General features: G+C 72.4%; 23 protein-coding genes. 8 read left to right on the forward strand and 15 right to left on the reverse strand.

From position 1 onward, the window contains the following. Nucleotides 1-80: 80 nt before the first annotated feature. The gene (locus HA039_RS01195; RefSeq protein ID WP_167022434.1) at nucleotides 81-1,298 is read right to left on the reverse strand and encodes an aminotransferase class I/II-fold pyridoxal phosphate-dependent enzyme; all 1,218 of its coding nucleotides are present in this window, start codon (nucleotides 1,296-1,298) and stop codon (nucleotides 81-83) included. Nucleotides 1,299-1,694: 396 nt separating this feature from the next. Between HA039_RS01195 and HA039_RS01200 the strand changes: the two genes are divergently transcribed. After that, a complete protein-coding gene (locus HA039_RS01200) occupies nucleotides 1,695-2,573 on the forward strand; it encodes an AfsR/SARP family transcriptional regulator (protein WP_167022437.1) in 879 nt (292 codons plus the stop codon). A gap of 83 nt (nucleotides 2,574-2,656) precedes the next feature. Here HA039_RS01200 and HA039_RS01205 read toward each other — a convergent pair whose 3' ends face one another. Genes HA039_RS01205 through HA039_RS01215 form a run of 3 tightly spaced genes read right to left on the reverse strand, consistent with a single transcriptional unit; the run spans nucleotide 2,657 to nucleotide 4,665 of the window. Next, nucleotides 2,657-3,412 (reverse strand): SDR family NAD(P)-dependent oxidoreductase, encoded by a 756-nt coding sequence (locus HA039_RS01205; RefSeq protein WP_167022440.1) that lies wholly within the window; start codon nucleotides 3,410-3,412, stop codon nucleotides 2,657-2,659. Then, on the reverse strand, nucleotides 3,409-4,392 hold the full coding sequence (locus HA039_RS01210; RefSeq protein WP_167022443.1) for a 3-oxoacyl-ACP synthase III family protein: 984 nt from the start codon (nucleotides 4,390-4,392) through the stop codon (nucleotides 3,409-3,411). The genes HA039_RS01205 and HA039_RS01210 overlap by 4 nt, the downstream gene beginning before the upstream one ends. Nucleotides 4,393-4,404: 12 nt before the next feature. Beyond that, nucleotides 4,405-4,665 (reverse strand): hypothetical protein, encoded by a 261-nt coding sequence (locus tag HA039_RS01215; protein WP_161308102.1) that lies wholly within the window; start codon nucleotides 4,663-4,665, stop codon nucleotides 4,405-4,407. 240 nt (nucleotides 4,666-4,905) lie between these two features. Between HA039_RS01215 and HA039_RS01220 the strand changes: the two genes are divergently transcribed. The 6 genes from HA039_RS01220 to HA039_RS01245 all read left to right on the forward strand — a co-directional run bounded on the left by HA039_RS01220 (nucleotide 4,906) and on the right by HA039_RS01245 (nucleotide 11,190). Continuing rightward, the gene (locus HA039_RS01220; protein WP_167022446.1) at nucleotides 4,906-5,790 is read left to right on the forward strand and encodes a class I SAM-dependent methyltransferase; all 885 of its coding nucleotides are present in this window, start codon (nucleotides 4,906-4,908) and stop codon (nucleotides 5,788-5,790) included. 10 nt (nucleotides 5,791-5,800) lie between these two features. Further along, nucleotides 5,801-7,363 carry a flavin-containing monooxygenase gene (locus tag HA039_RS01225; RefSeq protein WP_388332058.1) on the forward strand — a complete coding sequence of 521 codons (1,563 nt, stop codon included), beginning with the start codon at nucleotides 5,801-5,803 and terminating at the stop codon, nucleotides 7,361-7,363. 23 nt (nucleotides 7,364-7,386) lie between these two features. Further along, nucleotides 7,387-8,904 carry an FAD-binding protein gene (locus HA039_RS01230; protein ID WP_167022449.1) on the forward strand — a complete coding sequence of 506 codons (1,518 nt, stop codon included), beginning with the start codon at nucleotides 7,387-7,389 and terminating at the stop codon, nucleotides 8,902-8,904. A 128-nt stretch (nucleotides 8,905-9,032) separates the two neighbouring features. After that, a complete protein-coding gene (locus HA039_RS01235; RefSeq protein WP_243868999.1) occupies nucleotides 9,033-9,521 on the forward strand; it encodes an SRPBCC family protein in 489 nt (162 codons plus the stop codon). Next, nucleotides 9,518-10,384 (forward strand): alpha/beta fold hydrolase, encoded by an 867-nt coding sequence (locus HA039_RS01240; protein ID WP_167022452.1) that lies wholly within the window; start codon nucleotides 9,518-9,520, stop codon nucleotides 10,382-10,384. The genes HA039_RS01235 and HA039_RS01240 overlap by 4 nt, the downstream gene beginning before the upstream one ends. Nucleotides 10,385-10,395: 11 nt before the next feature. After that, the gene (locus HA039_RS01245) at nucleotides 10,396-11,190 is read left to right on the forward strand and encodes a 4'-phosphopantetheinyl transferase family protein (protein ID WP_167022455.1); all 795 of its coding nucleotides are present in this window, start codon (nucleotides 10,396-10,398) and stop codon (nucleotides 11,188-11,190) included. Here HA039_RS01245 and HA039_RS01250 read toward each other — a convergent pair. The 7 genes from HA039_RS01250 to HA039_RS01280 all read right to left on the reverse strand — a co-directional run bounded on the left by HA039_RS01250 (nucleotide 11,117) and on the right by HA039_RS01280 (nucleotide 17,323). Continuing rightward, nucleotides 11,117-12,109, reverse strand: a complete 993-nt coding sequence (locus HA039_RS01250) for an AraC family transcriptional regulator (protein ID WP_167022458.1) — start codon at nucleotides 12,107-12,109, stop codon at nucleotides 11,117-11,119. The genes HA039_RS01245 and HA039_RS01250 overlap by 74 nt on opposite strands. Nucleotides 12,110-12,306: 197 nt before the next feature. Beyond that, entirely contained in the window at nucleotides 12,307-12,867 is a 561-nt protein-coding gene (locus tag HA039_RS01255) for an anthrone oxygenase family protein (RefSeq protein WP_167022461.1), read from the reverse strand. 11 nt (nucleotides 12,868-12,878) lie between these two features. Further along, a complete protein-coding gene (locus HA039_RS01260) occupies nucleotides 12,879-13,532 on the reverse strand; it encodes a hemerythrin domain-containing protein (RefSeq protein WP_167022464.1) in 654 nt (217 codons plus the stop codon). 171 nt (nucleotides 13,533-13,703) lie between these two features. After that, nucleotides 13,704-14,543 (reverse strand): NmrA family NAD(P)-binding protein, encoded by an 840-nt coding sequence (locus tag HA039_RS01265; protein ID WP_167022467.1) that lies wholly within the window; start codon nucleotides 14,541-14,543, stop codon nucleotides 13,704-13,706. 81 nt (nucleotides 14,544-14,624) lie between these two features. After that, entirely contained in the window at nucleotides 14,625-15,410 is a 786-nt protein-coding gene (fabG, locus tag HA039_RS01270) for a 3-oxoacyl-ACP reductase FabG (RefSeq protein ID WP_167035935.1), read from the reverse strand. A 231-nt stretch (nucleotides 15,411-15,641) separates the two neighbouring features. Then, nucleotides 15,642-16,466 (reverse strand): AfsR/SARP family transcriptional regulator, encoded by an 825-nt coding sequence (locus HA039_RS01275; protein WP_167022470.1) that lies wholly within the window; start codon nucleotides 16,464-16,466, stop codon nucleotides 15,642-15,644. A gap of 197 nt (nucleotides 16,467-16,663) precedes the next feature. Then, the gene (locus tag HA039_RS01280) at nucleotides 16,664-17,323 is read right to left on the reverse strand and encodes a ScbR family autoregulator-binding transcription factor (RefSeq protein ID WP_167022473.1); all 660 of its coding nucleotides are present in this window, start codon (nucleotides 17,321-17,323) and stop codon (nucleotides 16,664-16,666) included. Nucleotides 17,324-17,702: 379 nt separating this feature from the next. Between HA039_RS01280 and HA039_RS01285 the strand changes: the two genes are divergently transcribed. Further along, complete coding sequence (locus HA039_RS01285; RefSeq protein ID WP_243869002.1) at nucleotides 17,703-18,695, forward strand: ScbA/BarX family gamma-butyrolactone biosynthesis protein; 993 nt, start codon at nucleotides 17,703-17,705, stop codon at nucleotides 18,693-18,695. Nucleotides 18,696-18,716: 21 nt separating this feature from the next. Here the strand turns inward: HA039_RS01285 and HA039_RS01290 are convergent, their stop codons facing one another. From HA039_RS01290 to HA039_RS01305, 4 genes are all read right to left on the reverse strand, one after another. Then, on the reverse strand, nucleotides 18,717-19,742 hold the full coding sequence (locus HA039_RS01290; protein WP_167022477.1) for a PrsW family intramembrane metalloprotease: 1,026 nt from the start codon (nucleotides 19,740-19,742) through the stop codon (nucleotides 18,717-18,719). An 11-nt stretch (nucleotides 19,743-19,753) separates the two neighbouring features. After that, nucleotides 19,754-20,362: a hypothetical protein gene (locus HA039_RS01295; protein WP_167022480.1), complete on the reverse strand. Its 609-nt coding sequence runs from the start codon at nucleotides 20,360-20,362 to the stop codon at nucleotides 19,754-19,756. 24 nt (nucleotides 20,363-20,386) lie between these two features. Continuing rightward, nucleotides 20,387-20,953, reverse strand: coding sequence for a cupin domain-containing protein (locus tag HA039_RS01300; protein ID WP_167022483.1), 567 nt, complete (start codon nucleotides 20,951-20,953; stop codon nucleotides 20,387-20,389). Between the two features lie 91 nt (nucleotides 20,954-21,044). Further along, complete coding sequence (locus HA039_RS01305; RefSeq protein WP_167022486.1) at nucleotides 21,045-22,256, reverse strand: cytochrome P450; 1,212 nt, start codon at nucleotides 22,254-22,256, stop codon at nucleotides 21,045-21,047.

Genomic DNA, 22,256 nt, shown 5'->3' on the forward strand with positions numbered 1-22,256 from the left:
CCCGCTCCCGTCTGCCGGCATCGGCAGGGCGTCGGCCGTGCTTCTGCCGTGCGTCGGGGAGGGGCCGGGCCGGGGAGGGGTCAGGCGGGGATGAGCCCGCACTCCGCCGCGGCCTTGAGGAAGGCCTCCGCGGCGAAGTCGAGGTCGGCCTTGGTGTGGCGGGCGGTGATGGCGATCCGCAGCCGCGCCAGGTCGTTGGGGACCGCGGGGGTGACCACCGGCAGTCCGATCACCCCGGCCGCGCGGCACGCGGTCGCGTAGTCGTAGGCGGCCTCGTCGGAGCCCGCGATGACCGGCACCACGGCCGTCTCGCTGTCGCCCGTGCGCATGCCCCCGTCGTTCAGGGTGCGGCGGAAGCGGGCGGACTCCTCCTGGATGTGGGTGACCCGTTCGGGCTCCTGCTGGAGGATGCGCAGCGACTCCAGCGCGGCGCCGGTCTGGGCGGGACCGAGGGCGGCGGAGAAGAGGAACGGCCGGGCCGCGTACTTGAGATGGCCGATCAGTTCCTCGGGCCCCGCGACCCAGCCCCCCATGGAGGGGATGGCCTTGGACAGGGTGCCGAGCTTGACGTCGACCTTCGCCGTGTAGCCGAAGTGCTCCTCGATGCCCTTGCCGGTGGCGCCGATGACACCGAGCGCGTGGGCCTCGTCCACCATCAGCAGCGCGTCGTGCGCGTCGCAGACGCGGCGCAGCTCGGGCAGCGGGGCGATGTCGCCGTCCATGGAGTACACACTGTCGACGATGACGAGGCGGATGCCGTCGGGGCTCGCGGCGGCGAGCCGCCGGTCGAGGTGGTCGACGTCGTTGTGGCGGAAGCGGGTGACGGTGGCGCCGCTGAGGCGGCAGCCGTCGACGATGCTGGCGTGGTCGTACTTGTCGATCAGTACGGTGTCGCCCGCGCCGACCAGGGCGCCGACCGTGCCGACGTTGGCGGCGTAGCCGGAGCCGAAGACCAGGGCCCGGTCGCGGCCGGCGAACCGGGCGACCTCCGCCTCCAGTTCCTCGTGCAGCGGGATCGAGCCGGCCAGTGCGCGCACCCCGTGGTTGCCGGTGCCGTACAGCTCGACGGCGGCCTGCGCGGCGCGGACCACGCGCTCGTCACCGGCCAGCCCGAGGTAGCTGTAGCCGGACATCATCAGGAGGCGGCGGCCGTCGAGGTCGGCGTACGCGGAGTCCCGCTCGACCGTGTACGTGACGAAGCTGTTGCGGCGGGCGGGCTCCCATTCGAGGGACCGCACGCGACGGCGTGTCGCGTCCAGTTTCGGCGCGAGCCGTTCCCAGCCTCCGGATGCGTTCACGGACGTCTCCTCATCCACGTTTCGGACAATTACCGGAGTCCTCTCAACCCTGGACCCGAAGTACGTCGCAATTCAACGACCAGGCGCGCAAGGCGGGCGCAACACGCTTGTGAGATGGGGGAATTGGGCTCGCGCAACAAGAACGCGACACCGCGCGGCAATCGGAACTCAAGGCTCCAGCCATTCGCGTGGATTGTTCCCCGGCCACTGTTGACACACCGAGAAGGGTGGCCGGTATCGTCCCATTCCTGTGCGGGGGGCACACCCGAGACATGTCCCGCCTTCCCTTCACCAGGACGAGCGGGACGGCCCCCTGGCGCGTTCTCGACCCACCGTCGCCGGCGGTAGCCGGCGACGGAACTCCCGGCCCCAGGCCGACCGCTCAGGGAGTACAGCTTGCTCATCAGACTCGCTGGTCTCGTCACCATCGAACCCGACGGGACTGCCCCACAGCACCTGTCCAGCGCTCAGGCACAGGTGGCCTTCGCCCGGCTCGTCCTCGAACGCTCCGGGGGCACCAGCCGTGACCAACTCGCCGACACCGTCTGGCCCGACGGCCTCCCCGACACGTGGGCGTCCGCGCTCCGCAGTGTGGTCAGCCGGGTCCGTACGTTCGTCGGCTCCCCGGCGGACCGTCCCGACGTCACACCGCTCGTCGCCCAGGGCGGCCGCTACTTGCTGCACCTGCCCGCGGAGGCACTGGTCGACGTCGAGTGCGCGGAGGAGGCGGCCACCGAGGCGGCCGAGGCGTTCACGAACGGCTCGTACGGTGTCGCGCAGAAACTCGCGGCCGCCGCCGTGTCACATCTACGCGGGTCATTCCTGCCGGCCCACGAGGGCGAGTGGGTCAACAGCACCCGCGAACGGCTCGACGAGCTGCGGCTGTCCGCGCTGGAGACGGCGAGCCTCGCCTCGTCGGCCCTCGGCGACGAGCACCACGCGCTGCGCTACGCCGAGGAGGCCGTACGGCGCGCCCCGTTCCGGGAGAGCGCGTACCGGTGCCGGATGGCGGCGCACCGGACCGCCGGCAACCGCGCCGAGGCGCTGCGGACGTACCAGCAGTTGCGGGAGGTCCTCGCCGAGGAGCTGGGCATCGATCCGGCGCCCGAGAGCGAGGCCGCGTACCTGGAGCTGCTGCGGACGCCCGACCCGCGGCGGCGGCCCGAGCCGCGGGCGGTCACCCAGCTGGACCCGGTGCTGATGGGCATGTTCGAGGCGCCGTACCCGCGTCCGGCGGCGCCCCGCCCGCTCGCACCGCGCCGGCGTGTCGCGTAGGTCCTTCGACGGGGGACACCGGAAGGACATGGGGAAGAGGCGGCCCGGAGGATTCCGGACCGCCTCTTTCCGCGCGGGCGGTGTCAGGTGATGGAGACACCGCTGTCGATGCTGATGACCTGGCCCGTCATGCAGTCCTGGTCCAGGAAGAGCGCCGCGCTGCGCGCCACCTCCTCGACCGTGACGAACCGCGGGATGGGGGCCTTGTCCTCCATCCCCTCGATCACCCGGTCGGACAGGTTCTTCGTCATACCGGTGATCATGAAGCCGGGCGACAGGGCGTTGACGGTCACGCCGCGCCGGCCGCACTCGGCGGCCAGGGTGCGGGTGAAGCCGATGAGCCCCGCCTTCGACGCGGAGTACGCCGTCTGGCCCGCGGTCGCGATCAGGCCCGAGGGCGAGACCACGTTGATGATCCGTCCCCACCGCTGCCTGAGCATGTACGGCACGGCCGCCCTGGTCGTGTGGAACGAGCCGACCAGGTTGGTCTGGATCACCTGCGCCCAGTCCGCCGGGGACTGCATCGCCATCAGCGAGTCCTTGCGGATCGCGCCGTTGTTGACCAGCACGTCGACGGGTCCGAGGCGCTCGCTGATCTCCGCGTACAGGGCGGTGACGGCCTCCCAGGAGCCCACGTCGCCGGTCACCACGACCGAGTCGTTGGACAGCTTGTCCTGGACGGCCCTCGCCTGGGCCTCCGCGCTGTTGTAGTGGACGGCGACCCGGCAGCCGAGCGCGTCCAGTTCCAGTGCCAGCGCCTGGCCGAGGCCGCCGGACGCCCCCGTGACGAGGGCGACCGGCTGCTCCGGGCGGCTGCCCGGTGTGTTGTTACGGCTCATTTCTCCCCGCCCCACTCCAGGAGCATCGATCCCCAGGTCATGCCGGCGCCGAAGCCCGCGAGCAGGACCTGGTCGCCGCCGCGGATCCGGCCGCTGTCGAGCGCCTCGGTGAGGGCGATCGGGATGGACGCGGACGCGGTGTTGCCGTACCGCTCCAGGTTGGTGACCAGGGCCTCCTGGCGCAGGCCGGTGTGGCTGAGGATCGAGTTGATGATCCGGATGTTGGCCTGGTGCGGGATGACGTGGTCGACGTCGGCGGCGTCGACCTTGGCGCTCTCCAGCGTCTCCCGGACCGTACGGACCGTGTAGCGCACGGCGTTGAGGTAGATCTCGTTGCCGTTGATCTGGGCGTAGTGCAGACCGGCGCGCACGGTCTCCTCGGTGGTCGGCATCCTGCTGCCGCCCGCCAGTACCTTGAGGCTGCCCGCGCACGAGCCGTCCGCGCCGAGGTTCCACGCCTTGACCCGGTTCTCGGGTCCCGGCGTCAGGACCACGGCGCCCGCGCCGTCGCCGACGAGGATGGACAGGTCACGGTCGTCGGGGTTGGCCGTCAGGGTGTGGGTGTCGGAGCCGATCAGGAGGATCGGCCGGGGGTCGATGGCGATGAGCGCCATCGCCGACACCAGTCCGTAGACGAATCCCGCGCACTCCGAGTTGACGTCGTGCGCGCTGCCCGCGATGCCGAGGTCGTGGTGGACGAACGCGGACGTCGCGGGCGAGGGCTGCTCCGGGGTGGCGGTGGCGACGATCAGATGGGCGATGTCGGCACCGGTCAGCCCGGCCTTCTCCAGCGCGCGCCGGCCGGCCTCGACCGCCAGTGAGGCGGTTGTCTGGCCGGGACCCACGGCCCGGCGCTCCTGGATTCCGCACCGGCTGACGATCCAGTTCTCGTCCACACCGAAGCGCTCCGCGAGCTCCGCGCTGGTGACCTTGCGCTCGGGTACGGACATGCCCCACCCGGTGATGTCGAAGCCGTTCACGGGGCGCTCTCGCTACGCCTGCGCCGGCTGCGGCACGAGCGCGAGGATCCGCTCGTACACGTGGCGCAGCGTGGTGGTGTCGTCGAGGTCGGCGAACAGCGACTCGTCGGCGGGGATGTGCGGGTACTGGTTCTGGAACCCGTACAGCCACTCCATCAGGTCCAGCGAGTCGACGTCCGCGATGTGCTGGAGCGGTGCATCGGGGCTGACCTCCTGGGCGCCCGACACGGCCTCGAGCTGGCTCGCCAGTTCTTCGATGGTGGGCAGCGTCATGAGCTTCGGTCCTCTCTCGCGGTGCATCCGGTTTCGAGAGGCATGCAAGCGCGGCCCGCGCAACCGGCGCGCAACACCGGTGCCGTACGGCCGTGTTGCGCGTCTGTTGCGAGCCAACCGCTTTCCTCGTGACCGGATCGCAGGACCGGACCGCCCGGCGGGACCGGCGGCCGGCCCGGCTGTCGCACCGGCGGTCGGAACGAGCGGATCGCGGAACCAACACCAGGAAAGAGGTCGAGGATGACAACGGTCGCCCCCAGATCCGTGGACCCCGAGGTCGACGCGGTCAGGCACCACTACGAGGTGAGCAACGAGTTCTACGCTCTCCTGCTGGGCCCCTCCATGATGTACTCTGGCGGCTACTGGGACCCGGAGGAGACGCTCACCGGGGCGCTGGACGAGGCGCAGTTCCGCAAGCTCGACCTGTTCGCCGAGCTGGCCGGCGCCAAGGACGCGGCCCGGGTGCTGGACATCGGTTGCGGCTGGGGCACCATGCTCAACCGGCTGACGACGGAGCACGGGGTGCGCGAGGCCGTCGGGCTGACCCTGAGCCGTACCCAGGAGGCGTTCATCACCGGCCTGGACAACCCGCGGATCACCACGCGGGTGGAGAGCTGGGCGGACCACACCACGGACGAGAAGTACGACGCGGCGTTCTGCATCAACGCGCTGGAGCACTTCGTCTCCTCGAACCTGCCGCCGCGTGAGCGCACCAAGCGCTACCGCTTCTTCTTCAACCAGGTCGCCAAGGCGCTCAACCCGGGGGCGAAGTTCGTCCTGCACACGATGACCGCCGAGGCGCAGCCGATGAGCCGGGAGCTGCTCGCGGACCTCAAGTTCCTCCAGCGCAGCGAGTTCGAGGGGATGCACATCCCGCATCTGCACGAGCTGACGGCGGCCGCGGAGGGCCTGTTCGAGGTCGTGGAGATCGTCAACGAGCGCGAGTCCTTCGCCCAGGCGTGCCGCGCCTGGCTGGAGCGGCTGGCCGCGGAGCGCGACCGCGCCGTCGCCCTGGAGGGCGAGGAGGTCGTGGCCCGCTTCGAGCGCTACCTCGACATCTTCGCGTACACGCTCGAGGACAAGTTCTTCAACAACTTCCGCGTCACCATCGCGCGCAGGGGCTGAGGAGGCCACCGTGACGAGCATTCTCGAACCCGCCCACGGCGGCGGAGTGAGCGGTGAGGCGTCGGAGCCCGGCGGCCGGGGACCGACCCGTCACCTGCGGGTCGCGGTCATCGGCAGCGGCTTCTCCGGTCTGGGGACGGCCATCCGCCTGCTCCAGCAGGGCATCGACGACTTCCTGGTCTTCGAGCGGGCCGACGAGGTGGGCGGCACCTGGCGCGACAACTCCTACCCGGGGTGCGCCTGTGACGTGATGTCCCACCTGTACTCGTTCTCGTTCGCGCAGAACCCGCACTGGAAGAGCACGTTCGGCAAGCGCGACGAGCTGTACGCGTACCTGCGGGACTGCGCCGACCGGTTCGGGGTACGGCCGCACATCCGCTTCGGCCACGAGCTGATCGCCGCCCGCTGGGACGACGCGACCCGCCACTGGCACATCGAGACCTCCGGCGGCGAGTACACCGCGCAGGTCCTCGTCACCGGCACCGGGTACCTGAGCGAGCCGGCGCTGCCGGACATCCCGGGGCTCGCGGACTTCGAGGGGAAGGTCTTCCACTCCTCCCGCTGGGACCACGACCACGACCTGGCGGGCCGGCGCGTCGCCGTCATCGGTACGGGCGCCTCCGCCATCCAGTTCGTGCCGAAGATCCAGCCCGAGGTGGGGCAGCTGGACCTCTACCAGCGCACTCCCCCGTGGGTCGGCCCCAAGAACGACAAGGCCACCAGCCCGCTCCAGGCGAAGCTGCTGCGCGGACTGCCCGGCTACCAGAACTTCCGGCGCAACTTCAACATGTGGGGCCGCGAGATCCTGGCCTTCGTGATGGCGCGCCCGAAGGTCGCCGGGAAGATGCAAAAGATGGCGTCGGACCATCTGAGGAAGAGTGTCGAGGACCCGGCGCTGCGCGAGCGGCTGACGCCCGACTACGTCATGGCGTGCAAGCGGCTGCTGTTCTCGAACACCTGGTACCCGGCGATCCAGCAGCCCAACGTCGAGCTGGTCACCGACGGGATCGACCACATCAGGGCCAAGTCGGTGGTGGGCAAGGACGGCCAGGAGCGCGAGGTCGACACCATCATCCTCGGTACGGGCTTCAAGGCCGTGGACCGGCCGGTCGCGGCGCGGATCTGGGGCCGGGACGGCGTCCAGCTGCGGGAGGCGTGGAGCGGCGGCATGTCCGCGCACCGCGGCACCACCGTGGCCGGCTTCCCCAACCTGTTCATGCTGCTCGGCCCCAACACGACGCTCGGGCACTCCTCGCAGGTCGTGATGATCGAGGCCCAGATCGCCTACGTGCTCAGCGCGTTGAAGCAGATGGACCGGCGGGGCCTGTCCAGCGTCGAGGTCCGCCAGGAGGCCCAGACCGCGTACAACGCGGCGCTCGACGAGCGGCTCGACGGCACGGTGTGGAACGCCGGCAACTGCAAGAGCTGGTACCTCGACAGCAGCGGCCGCAACCCGTCGATCTGGCCGACGTACACCTGGCGGTTCCGCCGCCAGACCAAGCACTTCGATCTGGGCGAGTACCAGCTCGCGACCACGGTCGGCGCCGGAAGACCGGCTGTGAAACACGGATGACGACGAACGGGAGAACGGACCAGATGAGCAACAGCACCCCTTCTCGGCGCAGGGTCCTGGGCGGGATCGCCGCCACCGCGGCCACCGTGGTGGGCTGGAACGCCACCACCCAGACGTGGGCGACCGCGGCGGAGTCCGGCCGCGGCCACGGCGGCCACGGCGGCGGCCAGGTGGCGCCCGTGCCGACGCTGGACGGGACGCTGAAGACGTCCGGCGCCGAACTGGCCCCGTTCGGGCAGGACTTCGGCCGGCTCGTGACGGACGCCCTGCCGTGGGCCGTGCTGGTGCCGGGCTCGGACCGGGACGTCGTCGCGATGGTGAACTACGCCAGGGCGAACAACCTCAAGATCGCGGTCAACGGGCGCAGCGGCACCGGTGACGACATCGAGTCGCACTCCAGCTACGGCCAGGCCTCGGTCCGGGGCGGCATCTCGATCGACGCGCGCGGCCTGGCGAAGATCCACAGCATCGGTTCGACCACCGCGACGGTGGGCGCCGGTGTCACCTGGGGCCAGCTGACGGACGCGGCGGCGCCGAAGGGCAAGATGCCGCCGGCGGTGCCGGACTACCTGCACCTGTCGATCGGCGGCACGCTGAGCGTCGGCGGGATCGGCGGTACGGCGGGCAAGTACGGGCTGCTGGTCGACACCGTCCGGTCGCTCGACGTCGTCACCGGCGCGGGCCAGCTGGTCACCACCTCGCCGACGGTACGCCCCGACCTGTTCAACGCGGTCCTGGGCGGCGGCGGCCAGGTGGCGATCATCCTGCGCGCCACGGTGGACGTCATCCCGCTCAAGGAGCGGGCGGTCATCTTCAGCCTGTACTACAACGACGTGGCGACCTACATGGCCGACTCGGAGAAGGTCCTCGCGGACGGCCGGTTCGAGGTCCAGGCGGGCGAGTTGCAGCGCACCCCGGACGACACGGGCTGGCGCTACAAGCTGGAGGTCGGGGCCGTCTACAACGGCACCGCGGCCCCGGACCGCGCGGCGCTGCTCGCGGGGCTGCGGGACAACCGGGCGGACGCCGTCATCGAGGACATGACCTACCGGGACTACAACTTCCGCCTCGACGCGGCGGAGGCGTTCCTCAAGGAGACGGGGTACTGGTTCCAGCCGAAGCCCTGGCTGTCCATGTTCCTGCCCGCCTCCAAGGCCAAGCAGTTCCTGAAGATCGCCGAGGCCGAGCTGACGGCGAACGACCTGGGCGCCGGCTTCCTGCTGACGTACCCGTACCGCACGTCGAAGCTCAAGCGCCCGCTGGCCGTCCAGCCGAACGAGCCGGTCGCCTACCTCTTCGACCTGCTGCGCTTCCCCCACCCGGGGGAGCCGAACATCCAGGGGATGCTGGAGCAGAACCGCCGGCTGTACGACAAGGCCGTGTCGCTGGGCGCCAAGCGGTACCTGGTCGGGGCCGTCCCGCGGATGACGGAGACGGACTGGCGGCGGCACTTCGGCAACCGGTACGCCGAGTTCTGCAACGCCAAGCGGCGCTACGACCCGGCGGGCATCCTCACCCCGGGCCAGGGCTTCTTCGGCTGACCGGCCAGGGGGCGGGGTCTCTCCGCGGCCCCGCCCCCGCCGGCCCACCAGCCCGCCCGCCCGCTCCTCCCCGCTCCACCCCGACCCCGTACCGCTCCCCCATCCGCAGGACCGCACAGGGAGATCCCATGACCGGATACGACATCATCGACGAGGCGGTGGTCGGCGCCCCCGCCGACGCCGTCTGGGACGCGCTCGTCGCCGAGTTCCGCGGCGCCGCGGCCTGGTGGGTCCCGGCGAACACCTTCGAGACCGTGACCGGCGCGCCCGACGTCGTGGGGGGCGAGGTCGCGGTGACCGTCCACACCAAGGGCGTCGACAAGGGCGGGCTCAAGCTCCGCTTCACCTCGCGCACGCTGTCCGTGGACCCGGGCCGCCGGCTGGCGGTCGAGTACGTCGACGGGGTCTTCCGCGGTCCTGCCACGTTCGTCCTGGAACCACTGGACGGCGGGGCCCGTACCCGGGTCCGCATGCACTTCCGGGGCCGGCCGCACGGCAAGCTCAAGGTGATCTCCAAGCTGGCCGACATCGGCGCCGAGCACTCGAAGGCGACCCAGGCCGCCTTCGCGGCGCTGGACCGGCGGCTGGCCGGGGCGCGGGACGGCGCGTCGCGATGAGCGCTCCCACGCGGGTCCCGGTGGGCTCGTCCACCGGGGAGACGACGGTCCGCACCGACGACGGCGCCGCCCTCGCCGTCACCGTCCTCCGCCCCCTGCGCCCCGGCGCCGGCAGCGGCACCACGGTCGTGCTGGCGCACGGCTGGGCCGCGGGGCGCCGGGTCTGGGGCACGGTCGCCGACCGGCTGATCAGGGACGGCCACCGGGTGGTGCTGTACGACCACCGCGGGCACGGCGCGTCCGGCCTCGGCGCCGAACCGATCTCGGTCCGGCGGCTCGGCGCGGACCTGTCGGCCGTGCTGGGCGAGACCGGCTCGCGGGACGCGGTGCTGGTCGGCCACTCGGGCGGTGGTTTCGCGGCCATGGAGTACGCCACCGCCGAGCCCGCCCTCGCGCGGCGGCTGCGCGGACTGGTGCTGCTGGCGACCGCCGCGCACGACCAGGACACCCCGGACAGCGAGGTCCGCATGATGGGCAGCGCGCTGTTCTCCCGGGCCCTGAACCGGCCCGCGCTCGGCCGCAAGCTGCTCGGCCAGACCATGGGCAAGCGTGTCGACCCGTACGCCCTGGAGGTCAACCGGCAGATGTTCGCGGCGACGTCGCCACGGGTGCGCGCGGACTGCTTCCGCTGCTCGCGCGGCATGGACCTGCGGGCGAAGCTCGCGGCCGTCCCCACGCCCGCCGTGGTGCTGGCCGGCGACGGCGACCGGGTCATCGCGCCCGCGCTGGGCAAGGCGGTGGCGGCGGCGCTGCCCGAGGCGCGGTTCGAACAGCTGCCGGGCGCGGGGCACATGCTGCCACTGGAGCGTCCCGGCGACGTCGTACGGGCCGTGGCCGGGCTGTCGGCCCGTCCCCGGCCGTGACGCCGTCCACGATGATCGACGAGATCCTGCCTCCGGGCGTCAGGTCGGCCGAAGCGTTCGACGACCTGGCGCCCGCGCCGCTGTTCCCCGAGGAGGCCGCGCTGATGGCCGGCCGGTGGGAGCGGCGGCAGCGGCAGTTCGCGACCGCCCGCGCCTGTGCGCGCCGCGCGCAGGCCGAACTGGGCCTGGAACCGGGCCCGTTGCTGCCGGGGGCGGGCGGTGCGCCGCGGTGGCCGGACGGGGTGGTGGGGAGCATCACCCACTGCGACGGCTACCGGGCCGCGGTGGTGGCGCGCACCACCGACGTCGCGGCGCTGGGCATCGACGCGGAGCGCGCCGGGCCGCTGCCGCGCGGGGTGCTCGGCCTGGTGGCGTCGGACGGCGAGCGCGCGGTGGTGGAGCGGCTGGCCGCCGGGCGGCCCGGCGTGCCGTGGGACCGGCTGCTGTTCTCGGCGAAGGAAGCGGTGTACAAGGCGTGGTTCCCGGCGACGGGCCGGTGGCTCGGCTTCGCGGACGCCCGGGTCGAGCCGGCCGCCGACGGTACGTTCGAGGCGTGGCTGCATCCGGAGGACCCGCCCGCGGGCGCCCCGACCCACTACGCGGGGCGCTGGATGGTGCGGGGGGAACTGCTGTTGACGGCGGTGGCCCCGCGCGCGGTACGACCGGCGCGGCCGCTCCCGGCGCGCTCCCCCGCCTGCCCGGCCGGTACTACCCCGGCCGGTACCACCCAGGTCAGCGGTCCAGTACGACCGTACCGGCCGGGGCGCCCTGCCGCTGCGCCGACGGGGACCCGCCGCCCTTCCTGAACTGCTGCGGGCTCACGCCCCTCACCCGCTTGAAGGCCGCGCTCAGCGCGAACGCCCCGCTGTAGCCCACCCGGCGCGCCACCGTCGCCACCGTCGCGTCCGGCTCCCGCAGCAGGTCCGCGGCGAGGGTGAGGCGCCAGCCCGTCAGATACGCCATCGGGGGCTCCCCCACGAGCTGGGTGAAGTGCCGGGCGAGGCCCGCGCGCGAGACACCGACGGTGTCGGCGAGCGACGCCACCGTCCAGGCCTTCCCGGGCTGTTCGTGGAGCAGCCGCAGCGCGGGACCCACCACGGGGTCGCTCTGCGCGCGGTACCACCCGGGCGCGCCGGACTCGGGGACGGCGAGCCAGGTGCGCAGCACACTGACGAGCAGCAGGTCCAACAGCCGGTCGAGGACCAGCTCCTGGCCGATCTCGTCCTTGCCGATCTCGTCGGCGAGCAGGTGCACGAGCGGGTTGGGGCCGGCCTCGGCGGGCCGTACGAGCAGGACGGGCAGCGCGGCCAGCAGGCGCCTGCCGATCTCGCTGGGCGCCTGGTAGGTGCCGCTGAGCATGACGGAGGAGCCGGCCCTGCTGTCGTCGCCCCAGGTGCGCACGCCGAGGGCCATCGTCTCCGTGACGTCCTCGCCCTCGGTGGTGTTGCAGCGCTGTTCCGGGCCGACGACGATCTGGAGGGGTGTGTCCAGGTCGTCGGCGATGGTGTACGCGTCGGGGCCGCGCATGACGGCGACGTCGCCGGGGCACAGCAGGACCGGGTTCCCGTTGTCGGGGATCACCCAGGCGTCGCCGCGCACCATGGTGACCACGGAGATCGGGGCCCGGTCCTCGACCCGCAGCGACCAGGGCGGGTTGAAGACGGACTTGAGGAGGAACGCGCCGCGGGCCTTGGGACCTTCGAGGAGACCGGTCAGTGTGTCCATGTCATCACCTTAGACGACGCCGTATGAAATGGCACCGGTCCGGCAAGATCCGTCTCAACCCGGGGCGTTCGACCGGCCCGCGGCGGGTGGCGTGGTGTGCCGAGCGGTGTGCGGGTGGTGTGCGGGTGGTGTGCGCCCGCCCTCCCCGCGGGGGAACGAGAAGGAGGGCGGGCGCAGTTCCGGGGAGGGCGGGTGCCTCAGGCGCCGTGCGCGGCGCCCCGGCCGTGCAGGACCAGCGCGCGCCCGAGAGCGCCCAGGGCCGCCGTACAGGCCAGGGTGCGCGCGACGTTGGCGGACCGCCACGGCCGGTCGAAGGCCTTCCGTACGGCCGCGAGGTCGGCGCCGGTGGGTGAACCGGCCCGCGCCAGCCGCCTGTTGAGCGGGAGGTTGACGCAGACCGTGACGGCGACCGAGAACGCGTAGAGGGCGGTGGCCGCTCCGGTCCAGCGCGCCGCCTCCGGCCGTTCGCGGCGCCGCTGGAGGACGGCGGCGAGCCCGGTCGCCAGGAACACCCCGAGGAAGAGGAGGCCGAACAGCCCGCTGTTGTCGAGGACCCCGTTGACGCGGCGCATCGCGGTCACGTACGCCTCGTCGTCCCGCCGGGCGAGGCGCGGCATGACCGACACGTCGAAGGCGAGGTAGAGACCGGCCATCAGTCCGGTGCCGATGGTGGCGGCGACGAGCACGGGGCGGGTCGCCAGGTCGCGGGGGGCGACGGCCGCCAGCGCGCCGGCGGCCTCGGGGCGAAGGGAGTGCATCGGGCTTCCTCTCAGGACGGGCGGGTGACCCCGGTGAGGGTCCGTTCGTAGCGCCGGCGCAGCACGGTGTTGCCGATGACCCGGACGGGCGGTGGGATGGTCGCGGCGACCTGGGCCACCGACCGCTTGTCCGCCCCGTCGAACATCCAGGGCTGGAGCGCCGTCATGACCTTGAGGGGGGCGCTGGCGATCACCTTCCGCTCGACCGCGAGGTACTCCTCGGGCGAGAGCCGCGCGAAGACGGGGAAGGAGACCGCCTCCTCGTCCTTGAGGTGGTCCCTCAGCACGGAGTCGAAGCGGGTGGCGGCCTGTTCCACGGCGGCGGGGTCGCCGCCGGTCCGCAGTACGGCCGAGACCGCCGCCATGGCCCGGTCGAGCACCGCGTGGTCCTCGCCGAGCAGCCGTGCCTCGGCGGCGAACTGCGGCGCCCTGCTGAGCAGTCCGGGCCACAGGACGTCGTCCTCGCTGCGGTGGTGCCAGTCGATGATGTCGCGCAGCTGCTGCCACCAGGCGCCGGCCGGGCCGAGTCCGGCGCGGGTCAGCAGGGGCGCGGCGGCCAGCAGCCGCCGGGCGTCGCGGCGCATCGCGATGTGCATCAGCGCGAAGCCGTGGAAGTGACCGGGCAGGGAACCGAGCCCGTGCTCGCTCGACATGGGGGTACTCATGGCCGCCTCCTCGTGGCTGACACGACTCGTCAGGCGCGTCTCGTCAGGTACGTCTCGTCGTGGGGGTCGTCACGGGCCGGTGCGCGGGGTCCACGGACGCGGCCCGCCCGTGGCGGGGCCGCGTCCGTGGCGCGGGGTCCGTGACGTGGTGTCGGACGTTCTGACGTGGTGTCAGACGTTCCAGACGCCGGTGGCGGCGGCGTCCCGCGCGTAGTCGGAGAAGTCGCGCGCCTTGCGGCCGAGCGCCTCCTCCACACCGTTCACCACGTGCGCGTTGCGGCCATCGAGGATGAGGCCGAAGAGGTCGGCGAACTCGACCGGCAGCCCGTTCTCGGCCAGCACGGCGCGGTAGTCGTCGAGGGCGACGGGGATGTACGTGATCTGCCGCCCGGTGGCCTTGGACAGCTCCTCGGCGACGTCCTGGAAGCTCAGCAGCCGGGGGCCGGAGAGTTCGTAGGTCTTGCCGATGTGCTTGGGGTCGGTCAGGGCGGCGGTGACCACGTCCGCGATGTCGTCGGCGTCCGTGAACGGCTCGACGGCGTCACCGGTCGGAAGGGCCAGTTCACCGGAGAGGACGGGGTCCAGGAAGAAGCTCTCGCTGAAGTTCTGGTTGAACCAGCTCGACCGGACGATCGTCCAGTCCGCGCCGGATTCCTTCAGCTTGTCCTCGCTGACCTGCGCGCCCTCCTCGCCGCGCCCGGAGAGCAGCACCAGCCGGCGCGCGCCGCGCGAGACGGCGAACCGGGAGAAGGCCTCGACGGCCTCGGCCGCGCCGGGGAACGCGAGGTCCGGGTAGTACGTGACGTAGACGGCTCCCACGCCCTCCAGCGCGCCCTCCCAGGTGGCCGGGTCCTCCCACACGAAGGGGCGGTCCGCGTTGCGCGAGCCGACGCGTACGGGAAGATCCAGCGCGGCGAGCCGCTCGGCGACCCTGCGGCCGGTCTTGCCGGTACCGCCGATGACGAGTGTCGTCTTCTTGTCTGCCTGGGTGTCCTGCGGGGTCTGTGTCATGACTCCAGTCAAGTCCACCCGGCTGAGACGGTACATAGCCGCGAAGCTCAGTTCCATACGCGTGCGTCCAAGGATCCGCGGTCAGGAGCTGCCCAGGCCCCCGCAGACGTTGATCGCCTGGCCGGTGACGGACGCGGCTCCGACGCTCGCGAGATACCCGACGAGGCTCGCCACCTCCTCCGCCGTGGTGTAGCGGCCGAGCGGGATCTTCGCCTCGAACTGCTCCTGGACGAACTCCTCGGTGGTGTCCCAGGCGGCCGCGTACCCCTGTCTGACCTGCTCGGCCATCGGGGTCTCGACATAGCCGGGACAGACCGCGTTCACGGTCACCCCGGCCGGCGCCAGTTCCTTGCCGAGCGACCTGGTGAAGCCGATCACACCGTGCTTGGACGCGGAGTACGGGGAGCCCAGTAAGACGCCCTGTTTCCCCGCGACCGAGGCGATGTTGATGACGCGGCCGTGACCGGCCTCCAACAGGCCGCCGCTGCGCAGGACTTCACGGGTGAGCAGGAAGACCCCGTTGAGATTGGTGTCGATCACGTCGTACCAGAGGTCGTCGGTCATCTCGGCGAGCGGTCCCCCGCCGCCGCGGCCCGCGTTGTTCACCAGGACGTTGACCGGGCCGAACTCCCGTACCACCGCGGCCACCAGAGCCGCCACCGACCTCGGGTCCCGTACGTCGGCCGCCGCGCCCTCGGCCCGCAGCCCGCCCGCGCGCAGGTCCTCGACCGTCTGCTTGACGTGCTGCGCGGTGCGGGCGCAGACGAAGACACGATGTCCGCGCCGGCCCAGTTCCCGCGCTATGGCCAGACCTATCCCCCGGGTCGCGCCGGTGATCAGAGCGACCGGACGATCCGACTCCGCCATCGGCCCCGTCCGGTGCTCGACGGCCCCCCGTACCTGACTTTCCACGGTTTCCCTCCGTGTCGTCGCATCCCCGTCGGACAACCGCTCGTCGACTCGGAGACGTTATCCGCGCACGGAACGCTTTCCTTGAATTCTTGAGTACCTGTCGAGCACACCTCCACGCCCGCGGCCCGTGTCCGGGCCGGGTACGAAGGCGGTGTTCACCACCGGGGCGAGCGGGCCGGAGCGCGGTCAGCTCACCCGGACGAGCGGTTCGCGGGAGATCTCCGCGGCGGCGGACTCGGGGCCCGCCATCAGGATCGAACGCTGGAGCCGGCGCACCGCGGCGGACGGTTCCAGACCGAGCTCCTTCACCAGCGTGGAGCGCAGCCGCTGGTAGACGCTGAGCGCCTCGCCGCGCCGGCCCGAGCGGTGGAGGGCGAGCATGAACTGGCCGTGCAGGTTCTCGTGGGTGCGGTAGCGGCTGACGAGCACGGTCAGTTCGGCGAGCAGTTCGCGGTGCCGGCCCAGCCGCAGATCCGCCTCGATGCGCTGGTCGAGCGCGCACAGGCGCGACTCCTCCAGGCGCCTGATCTCCATGTCGAGCTGCGCCCCGCCCTGGACGTCGGCGAAGGCCGGCCCCGTCCACAGGGCGAGCGCCTCCCTCAACTGCCGTGCCGCGCGCGGGTAGTCACCGGCGTCCGCGGCCCGGTAGCCGAGCCCGGCGAGCCGGTCGAACTCCTTGACGTCGCTGGTGCCGCCGCCGGTGTCGAGCCGGTAGCCGCCGGGGAGGGTGATCAAGATGTCCTTCGCGGTACGCTGCTCCGCGCTCCCGGGCTCGCTCCCGAGCGCGGCCGCGATCAGGGAGCGCAGCTGGAGGACGTACGTCTGGAGGGTCGTCCGGGCGCTGCGCGGGGGCTCGCCCGCCCACAGTTCCTCGATCAGCGCGGCCACCGGCACGACCTGGTCCGCGTGGAGGGCCAGGACGGCGAGCACCTGGCGGGGCTTGGGCGCCGTCGGAGTGATCGACTTCCCGTTGTGTCTCACAGCCAATGCGCCCAGTACGTCGATGTCCACGCGTCTCCCCTATCCCTGCAAGGTGAAGTCAGTGCCGTTCGAGGCCGCTCACGGGGTGCGATTGCTGCGCATGGATTCAAAAACAGGACAGACGGTTTGTCAATATCAAACCGTCCAGACTGTTTTTTGTTAACACCGTGTACACCAATCCCACCCCTTCGTCACCGTACGGGCGCGAATCGGTCAGCGGGGACCCGTCAGACGGGCTCTTCGACCGGCACCTCGGGCACACCGACGACACAGCGGGAGCCGCAGGTCACCACGGTGTCCAGCGCGTCCCGCGCCGCCAGTCTCGGCAGCATCAGTTCCCAGAACCCGGTCAGCGTACGCCGAGAGATCCAGTCCTTGTCGCCCCTTGCGCCAAGTACCTGGAAACCGACCGTGGCGGCCAGGATCGCGCTCGCCGCATCGGCATATGACACTCCGTCGGCCAGTGCTCCCTGAGCCGCCGCCCGCTGTAGTACGGTCTCGATCCAGCACCGCCATTCACCCCGCAGGTCGACGCCGGTGACGCGGGAGAGGTCGCCGCTCAGCTCGAATCCGGCGCGTACGACCACGTCGTCGGCGAGTCCGCGCATCAGCGCGTGTGTGCTGTCCACGAGGAGCTGGAGCGCCGGGGGGCCGTCGGCGCCGGCCAGGACGGTGAGCCGCCGCACCCGCCGCGCGGCCTCCTCCTCCACTCCGCACGCCAGGCCGTTCTTGCTGTCGAAGTGGAAGTGCAGCGCCCCGTTGCTGACCCCGGCCCGGCGGCTGATCGCGGTGAGCGAGGCGGACACGAACCCCTCCTCCGCGAAGACCTCCGCGGCGGCGAGGATCAACGAACGCCGGGTACGGGCGGCGCGCTCCTGCTTGACCATCAACATCTCCAAGGTGTCGGGAGGACCGGCAGCGACGCGCAGGTTGCCGCACGAGATTAACAAACCGCCGAGGCGGTTTGTATATGGAATACACGACTCCACCGGTCGGGGGCATCCTCGGCCAACCAGCCGCTCAAGACCCGCTCGAGATTGGCCGGAGAACGTCTGGAGATTCGCTCGACCGGATGAACCACATCCGGACACCTGCACCGCAGTGACACGTGTGTTCACGTGCTCACTCGGCGTGGTGACCCAGTATTTACGCGGAAGCCGCCCAGAAGCCTGTCGACTATACCGGTCGGTATGTATATTTTCCGCTCCGAGGGAGATGCACCGCTCTCGTCCGTCACCCGTGATCCGTGCTCCTTGGGGAGGCCCCATGTCCGAAACGACCTTCCGGATGAACGACACGCCCGGCTCCGCCGGTCTCCACGGCCCGTCCTGCCCGTCCTTCCCGGCGGCGACGCCGCTGACCTGCACGGTCCCGAAGGAGTTCGTGCACCGCGCGGCGGTGGCGGAGGTCCTGCTCACCGGCTGGCGCCGCGTCGACGCCACCCACTTCACCGTGACGGCCCAGTGGCCCCGGCTGCACGGCTTCTACAGCGCCGTCCAGGGCCGGCACGACCCCCTGCTCACGGCCGAAACCATTCGCCAGGCGGGCGCCCTGCTGTCGCACGCCGAGTTCGGTGTGCCTCTCGGGCATCAGTTCCTCATGCGGGACCTGTCGTTCACCGTGGACCCGCGGCACCTCGCGGTGACGGGCGTCCCCGCGGACCTCGAACTCGACATCCGCTGCTCCGACATACGCAGACGCGGCTCCGAACTGGCCTCGATGCGCTACGAGGCCGTCCTCCACCGGGACGGCCAGATCGTCGCCACCGGAGGCGCCTCCTTCGCGTGCGCCTCCCCCGCCGTGTACCGGCGGGTGCGCGGGGAGCGCGCCGGTGTCAAATCGTCCGCGCACCGGCCCCCCATGGGGCCGCCCGTACCACCGCCGGACGTCGGCCGCGCCGCCGCGTCCGACGTGGTGCTCTCCCCCACCGACGACGCCCACGCCTGGCGGCTGCGCACCGACACCACCCACCCGGTGCTCTTCGACCACCCGGTCGACCACATACCGGGCATGCTGCTGATCGAGGCGGCCCGCCAGGCCGCCCTGGTGACCCTCGGCTCGGGGGACCACGTCCTGACGAGCTTCACCAGTTCGTTCGACCTCTTCGCCGAGCTGGACCTCCCGTGCCGCGTCGAGGCCGGGATCCTGCCCGAGGACTTCGCGGGCCTCTCCTCGGTCCTGGTGACCGGCCGTCAGGGCGACGCGCAGGTCTTCAGCTGCGTCGTGAACGCGCCCCGGGACCAGGGCCTGCCCGGGTAGCGGCGTTCGGCCGCCGGACCGTCACGGGACCCGGTCCGGCACGGGGCGCACCGCCGCGTGCTCCTCCACCTCGTCCAGGTACAGGACGGCCCGGGCCGCCGCGTCCTCGCGCTGCGCGGGAGGCACACCGCGCAGCGCGCGCCGGCGCGAGCCCCGGGTGAGCAGGGCCGGGGACAGGTCCGTCCCCGGCGACAGCAGGAAGGCGCGGGCCCGGGCCCGTACCCCGCGCCGCAGGGTGAGGTAGAAGCCCAGCGCGACCAGGAAGTTCAGCACCGCCTTGCCCGCGATGCCCGCGACGGACTCCAGGAAGGGCGAGTCGAAGAACCAGTGCATGGCCATCGCCGTCAGCAGGCAGAGCAGGGCCGCGAGATGGCGGCGCGGGGCCGGCGGGGAGCGGTGGGCGAGCAGGATCCCCACGCCGGTGCCCGCCACGGCGGTCATGGCCCAGTGCGAGCCCACCCCGGTGAGCACCACCCGCGTGGTGAAGGACTGGCCGACGGCCGCGCCCCCGTCGATCCCTCCGGCGACCACCAGCCCGTTCATCGCGAAGGTCCAGTTCTCCACGACCTGGAAGCCCAGGCCGGTGAAGGCGCCGAGGAAGAAGCCGTCCAGCGGACCGCGGACCAGCCGCCGCGAGCCGAGCGCGATGAGCAGCACCCCGGACACCTTGAGGAGTTCCTCGTTCAGCGGGGCGGTGAGGGCCGCGCCCCACCGGGTGCCGAAGTCGATCCCGGCGGTCTTGAACCAGACCCCCTGGAGCCCGGTGTTGGCGACGATCGCGCTGCCCGTCGCCGCGGTGCCGCCCCAGAGGACGGCGCTCCAGGCCCAGGGGCGGGGCGGCGGCCGCAGGGGACGTACCTGTTCCAGGATCCCCACCCCCACGAGGACGGTGAGCAGGAGCAGCACCGCGGCCAGCAGGGCGGACCCGGGGAAGACCCGGATCAGGCCCGAGAACTCGTAGACGATCAGCGCCGCGCCGGCCAGGCAGAGGAACGCCCACGTCAGGCCCACGACCCGGCGCCCGGCGGACGCGCGGAGGGTGGCCACCGGGGCCGGGGTCACAGGACGGCTCCGGGGAAGGCGACCTCGCGGGACTGCGCGAGCCCGTCGGAGAGGGCGCCGGGGTCGGCGTCCGGCTCGGCCAGTACGGTGATCTCCACGGCGTAGTCCTGCCCGGGCGACACCCACACGGCGGCCCGGCCCGCGCGCCCGTCCCTGCGCAGTGTGCCGGTCGCGCCGGGCGCTCCCCCGGCGCTGGTGGCCGTGGTCGGCGGGCCCAGCACACTGTCGCTGTCCACCGCCGACTGGATCCGGCGCAGCCCCGGCCACAGCTCTCCGGCGTCGGCGGTGGTGGTGAGCGGGACGGCGACGTAACTGGCGGTGAAGTCGACGCCGTCGCGGGAGAGGGACAGGCCGCTGCCGGTGTCGCTCCCGGCCTTGCTCAGCTGCCAGCCCTCGCCCACCACCCGCAGGACGAGGGTGTCGTCGCCGGGACCCAGGACCAGTTCGGTGTTGTCGCGGACGGGTTCGTCGTCGTCCAGGGCGCCGTCGGCCAGCGACCAGCCGACGGTCAGCGCCAGCACGACGAGGAGGATGCCCGCGACGGCCCACCGCGTCGACCGGGACGGCGGCGCCGGCGGGCGTCGTGTGACGGGTGCGTCGACCATGACCCTGTGCCCGTGCCCGTCCCCTTACTTCCCCGCTTCCTCCCGGGCGTCGTGCCGCAGGGGGGTGAGCTGCTGGATGTCGTAGCGCACGCGCAGCTCGGCGATGGCGCCCGGGTCGGGCGCGCCGTCCTCCTTGAGGATGTCGAGCAGTTCCTCGAAGTACCGCTCGTGGTCGGTGGGCGGGGACGACTGGAAGAACATGCGCGCGGGGTCCTCGCCCCGGTTGGCGAAGGCATGCGGGCATCCGGGCGGGACGACGATGACGGTGCCCGCCGTCGCCCGTACGACCTTGAGGCCGGAGGCGGACTCCCAGTGCCGCCAGTCGTCGCTGAGCACGCGCGGTTCAAAGGCGAGGACGTCCAGCTCGCCGTCGAGGACGTAGAACAGTTCCTCGCTGTGGGCGTGCCGGTGGGCGCCCACGTCGAAGCCGGGCGGGACGACGACCTCGAAGCTGGAGGACACCCGGGAGTGTTCGCCGGTGACCTTGAAGGTCACTTCCTGGGAGGCGGTACGGACGGTCGTTCCGCCGCCGGGCGGGACGACCAGGCCTTCGGTGCGCGCGAGCCCGGCCCGCTCGGTCAGTCGGGTCATGCGGATCCTCCGGGAGGAGACGGGACAAGAGGACGGCTGAGGAGGGAAGGGGGAAGGGGGAAAGGGGGAGAGACGGTGCGGGTCGGGCCGCTCACCAGAGGACGGGCAGCGCCTCGGGACCGCGGAGCAGGCCCCCGCGCCGCGGGCGCAGCGCGTCCGGCGGCACGGCGAGCCGCAGCCGCGGCAGCCGGTCCAGCAGGCTCGCGCCCATGGCCGTGGACCCCAGCCGGGCGAGCACCGGGCCGATGAGGTGGTGCGGTCCGGGGTCCGGGGCCCCGTCGTCGGTGGGGTACGGGACGTAGACGGCTTCGCCGGCCCGGATCCGTACCCCCCGGACCGTCACGTCCTCGGCGGCGATCCGGTCGAGGCGCACACGCTCGCGGTACGGGACGAGGCACAGCAGTTCCTCGACGGCCCCCGGCAGCAGCCCGGGCTCCGCGCGCAGGCGCGCCATGTGGTCGGGGTGGGTGAGCAGCGCGTGGAGGAGGGTGGCGCCGTGGGCGGTGACCGCGTGGGTGGCGCTGATCTGCACGAGGACGGCGGCCGCGGCCGCCTCCTCGGACGTCAGCTCGTCCGTCTCCACCGCGCGGGCCAGGACCGCCACGAGATCGTCGCCCTGCGTGCGGCGCCGGGCGAGGACGCCGGTGAAGTAGGCGTCGATCTCGGCCCTGGCCCGGTCGCGCGGGGCGCGGTGCGGGGCGGTCAGGAGGATGCCGGTCCACCGGTGCGTCAGGAGCCGGTCGTGCGGGGGCACGCCCGTGATCCCGCCGACCACGGCCGACGCCAGCGGCCCGTTGATCCGCTCCGTCAGGTCGGCGGGGCCGCCCGCCCGGAGCATGGCGTCGACGAGGTCGTCCATGATCCGCCGGGCGCGCTCCTCGGCGCGGGCGAGGGCCGGCGCGGAGAGCGCCTCGGCGAGCGGGCGGCGCAGCCGCTCGGGGGCGGGCGGGCCGGCGGGGCCCAGGGCCGCGTCGAGGGGGACGAAGTGCGGGGGTGTCCGGGTGTCGTCGTGTCCGGTACGGGCCCGGCGGCCGGGGTGCGCGTCGCCGGTGACGAGCGCGGCGTCCTCGTGCCGGGTGATCAGCCAGGCGCGTCCCGCGCCGTCCGGGAGCTCGATCGGGCCGACGGGGTCCTCGCGCAGGCGTTCGACGGGGACGGGGTCGAGGTCCGGTCCGGAGGGATGCGGCACCGACCAGAAGCGGACGGGGCGCGGGTCCTCCCGCGCGGCCGGCCCCGACCACGGCGGCCCGGTGTCGGGGGTGTCCCGCGGGTGGGCCGCCGTCTCGGGTGTGTCGGTGCTCAT

It is taken from the genome of Streptomyces liangshanensis (genome assembly GCF_011694815.1).
Lineage (GTDB): Bacteria > Actinomycetota > Actinomycetes > Streptomycetales > Streptomycetaceae > Streptomyces > Streptomyces liangshanensis.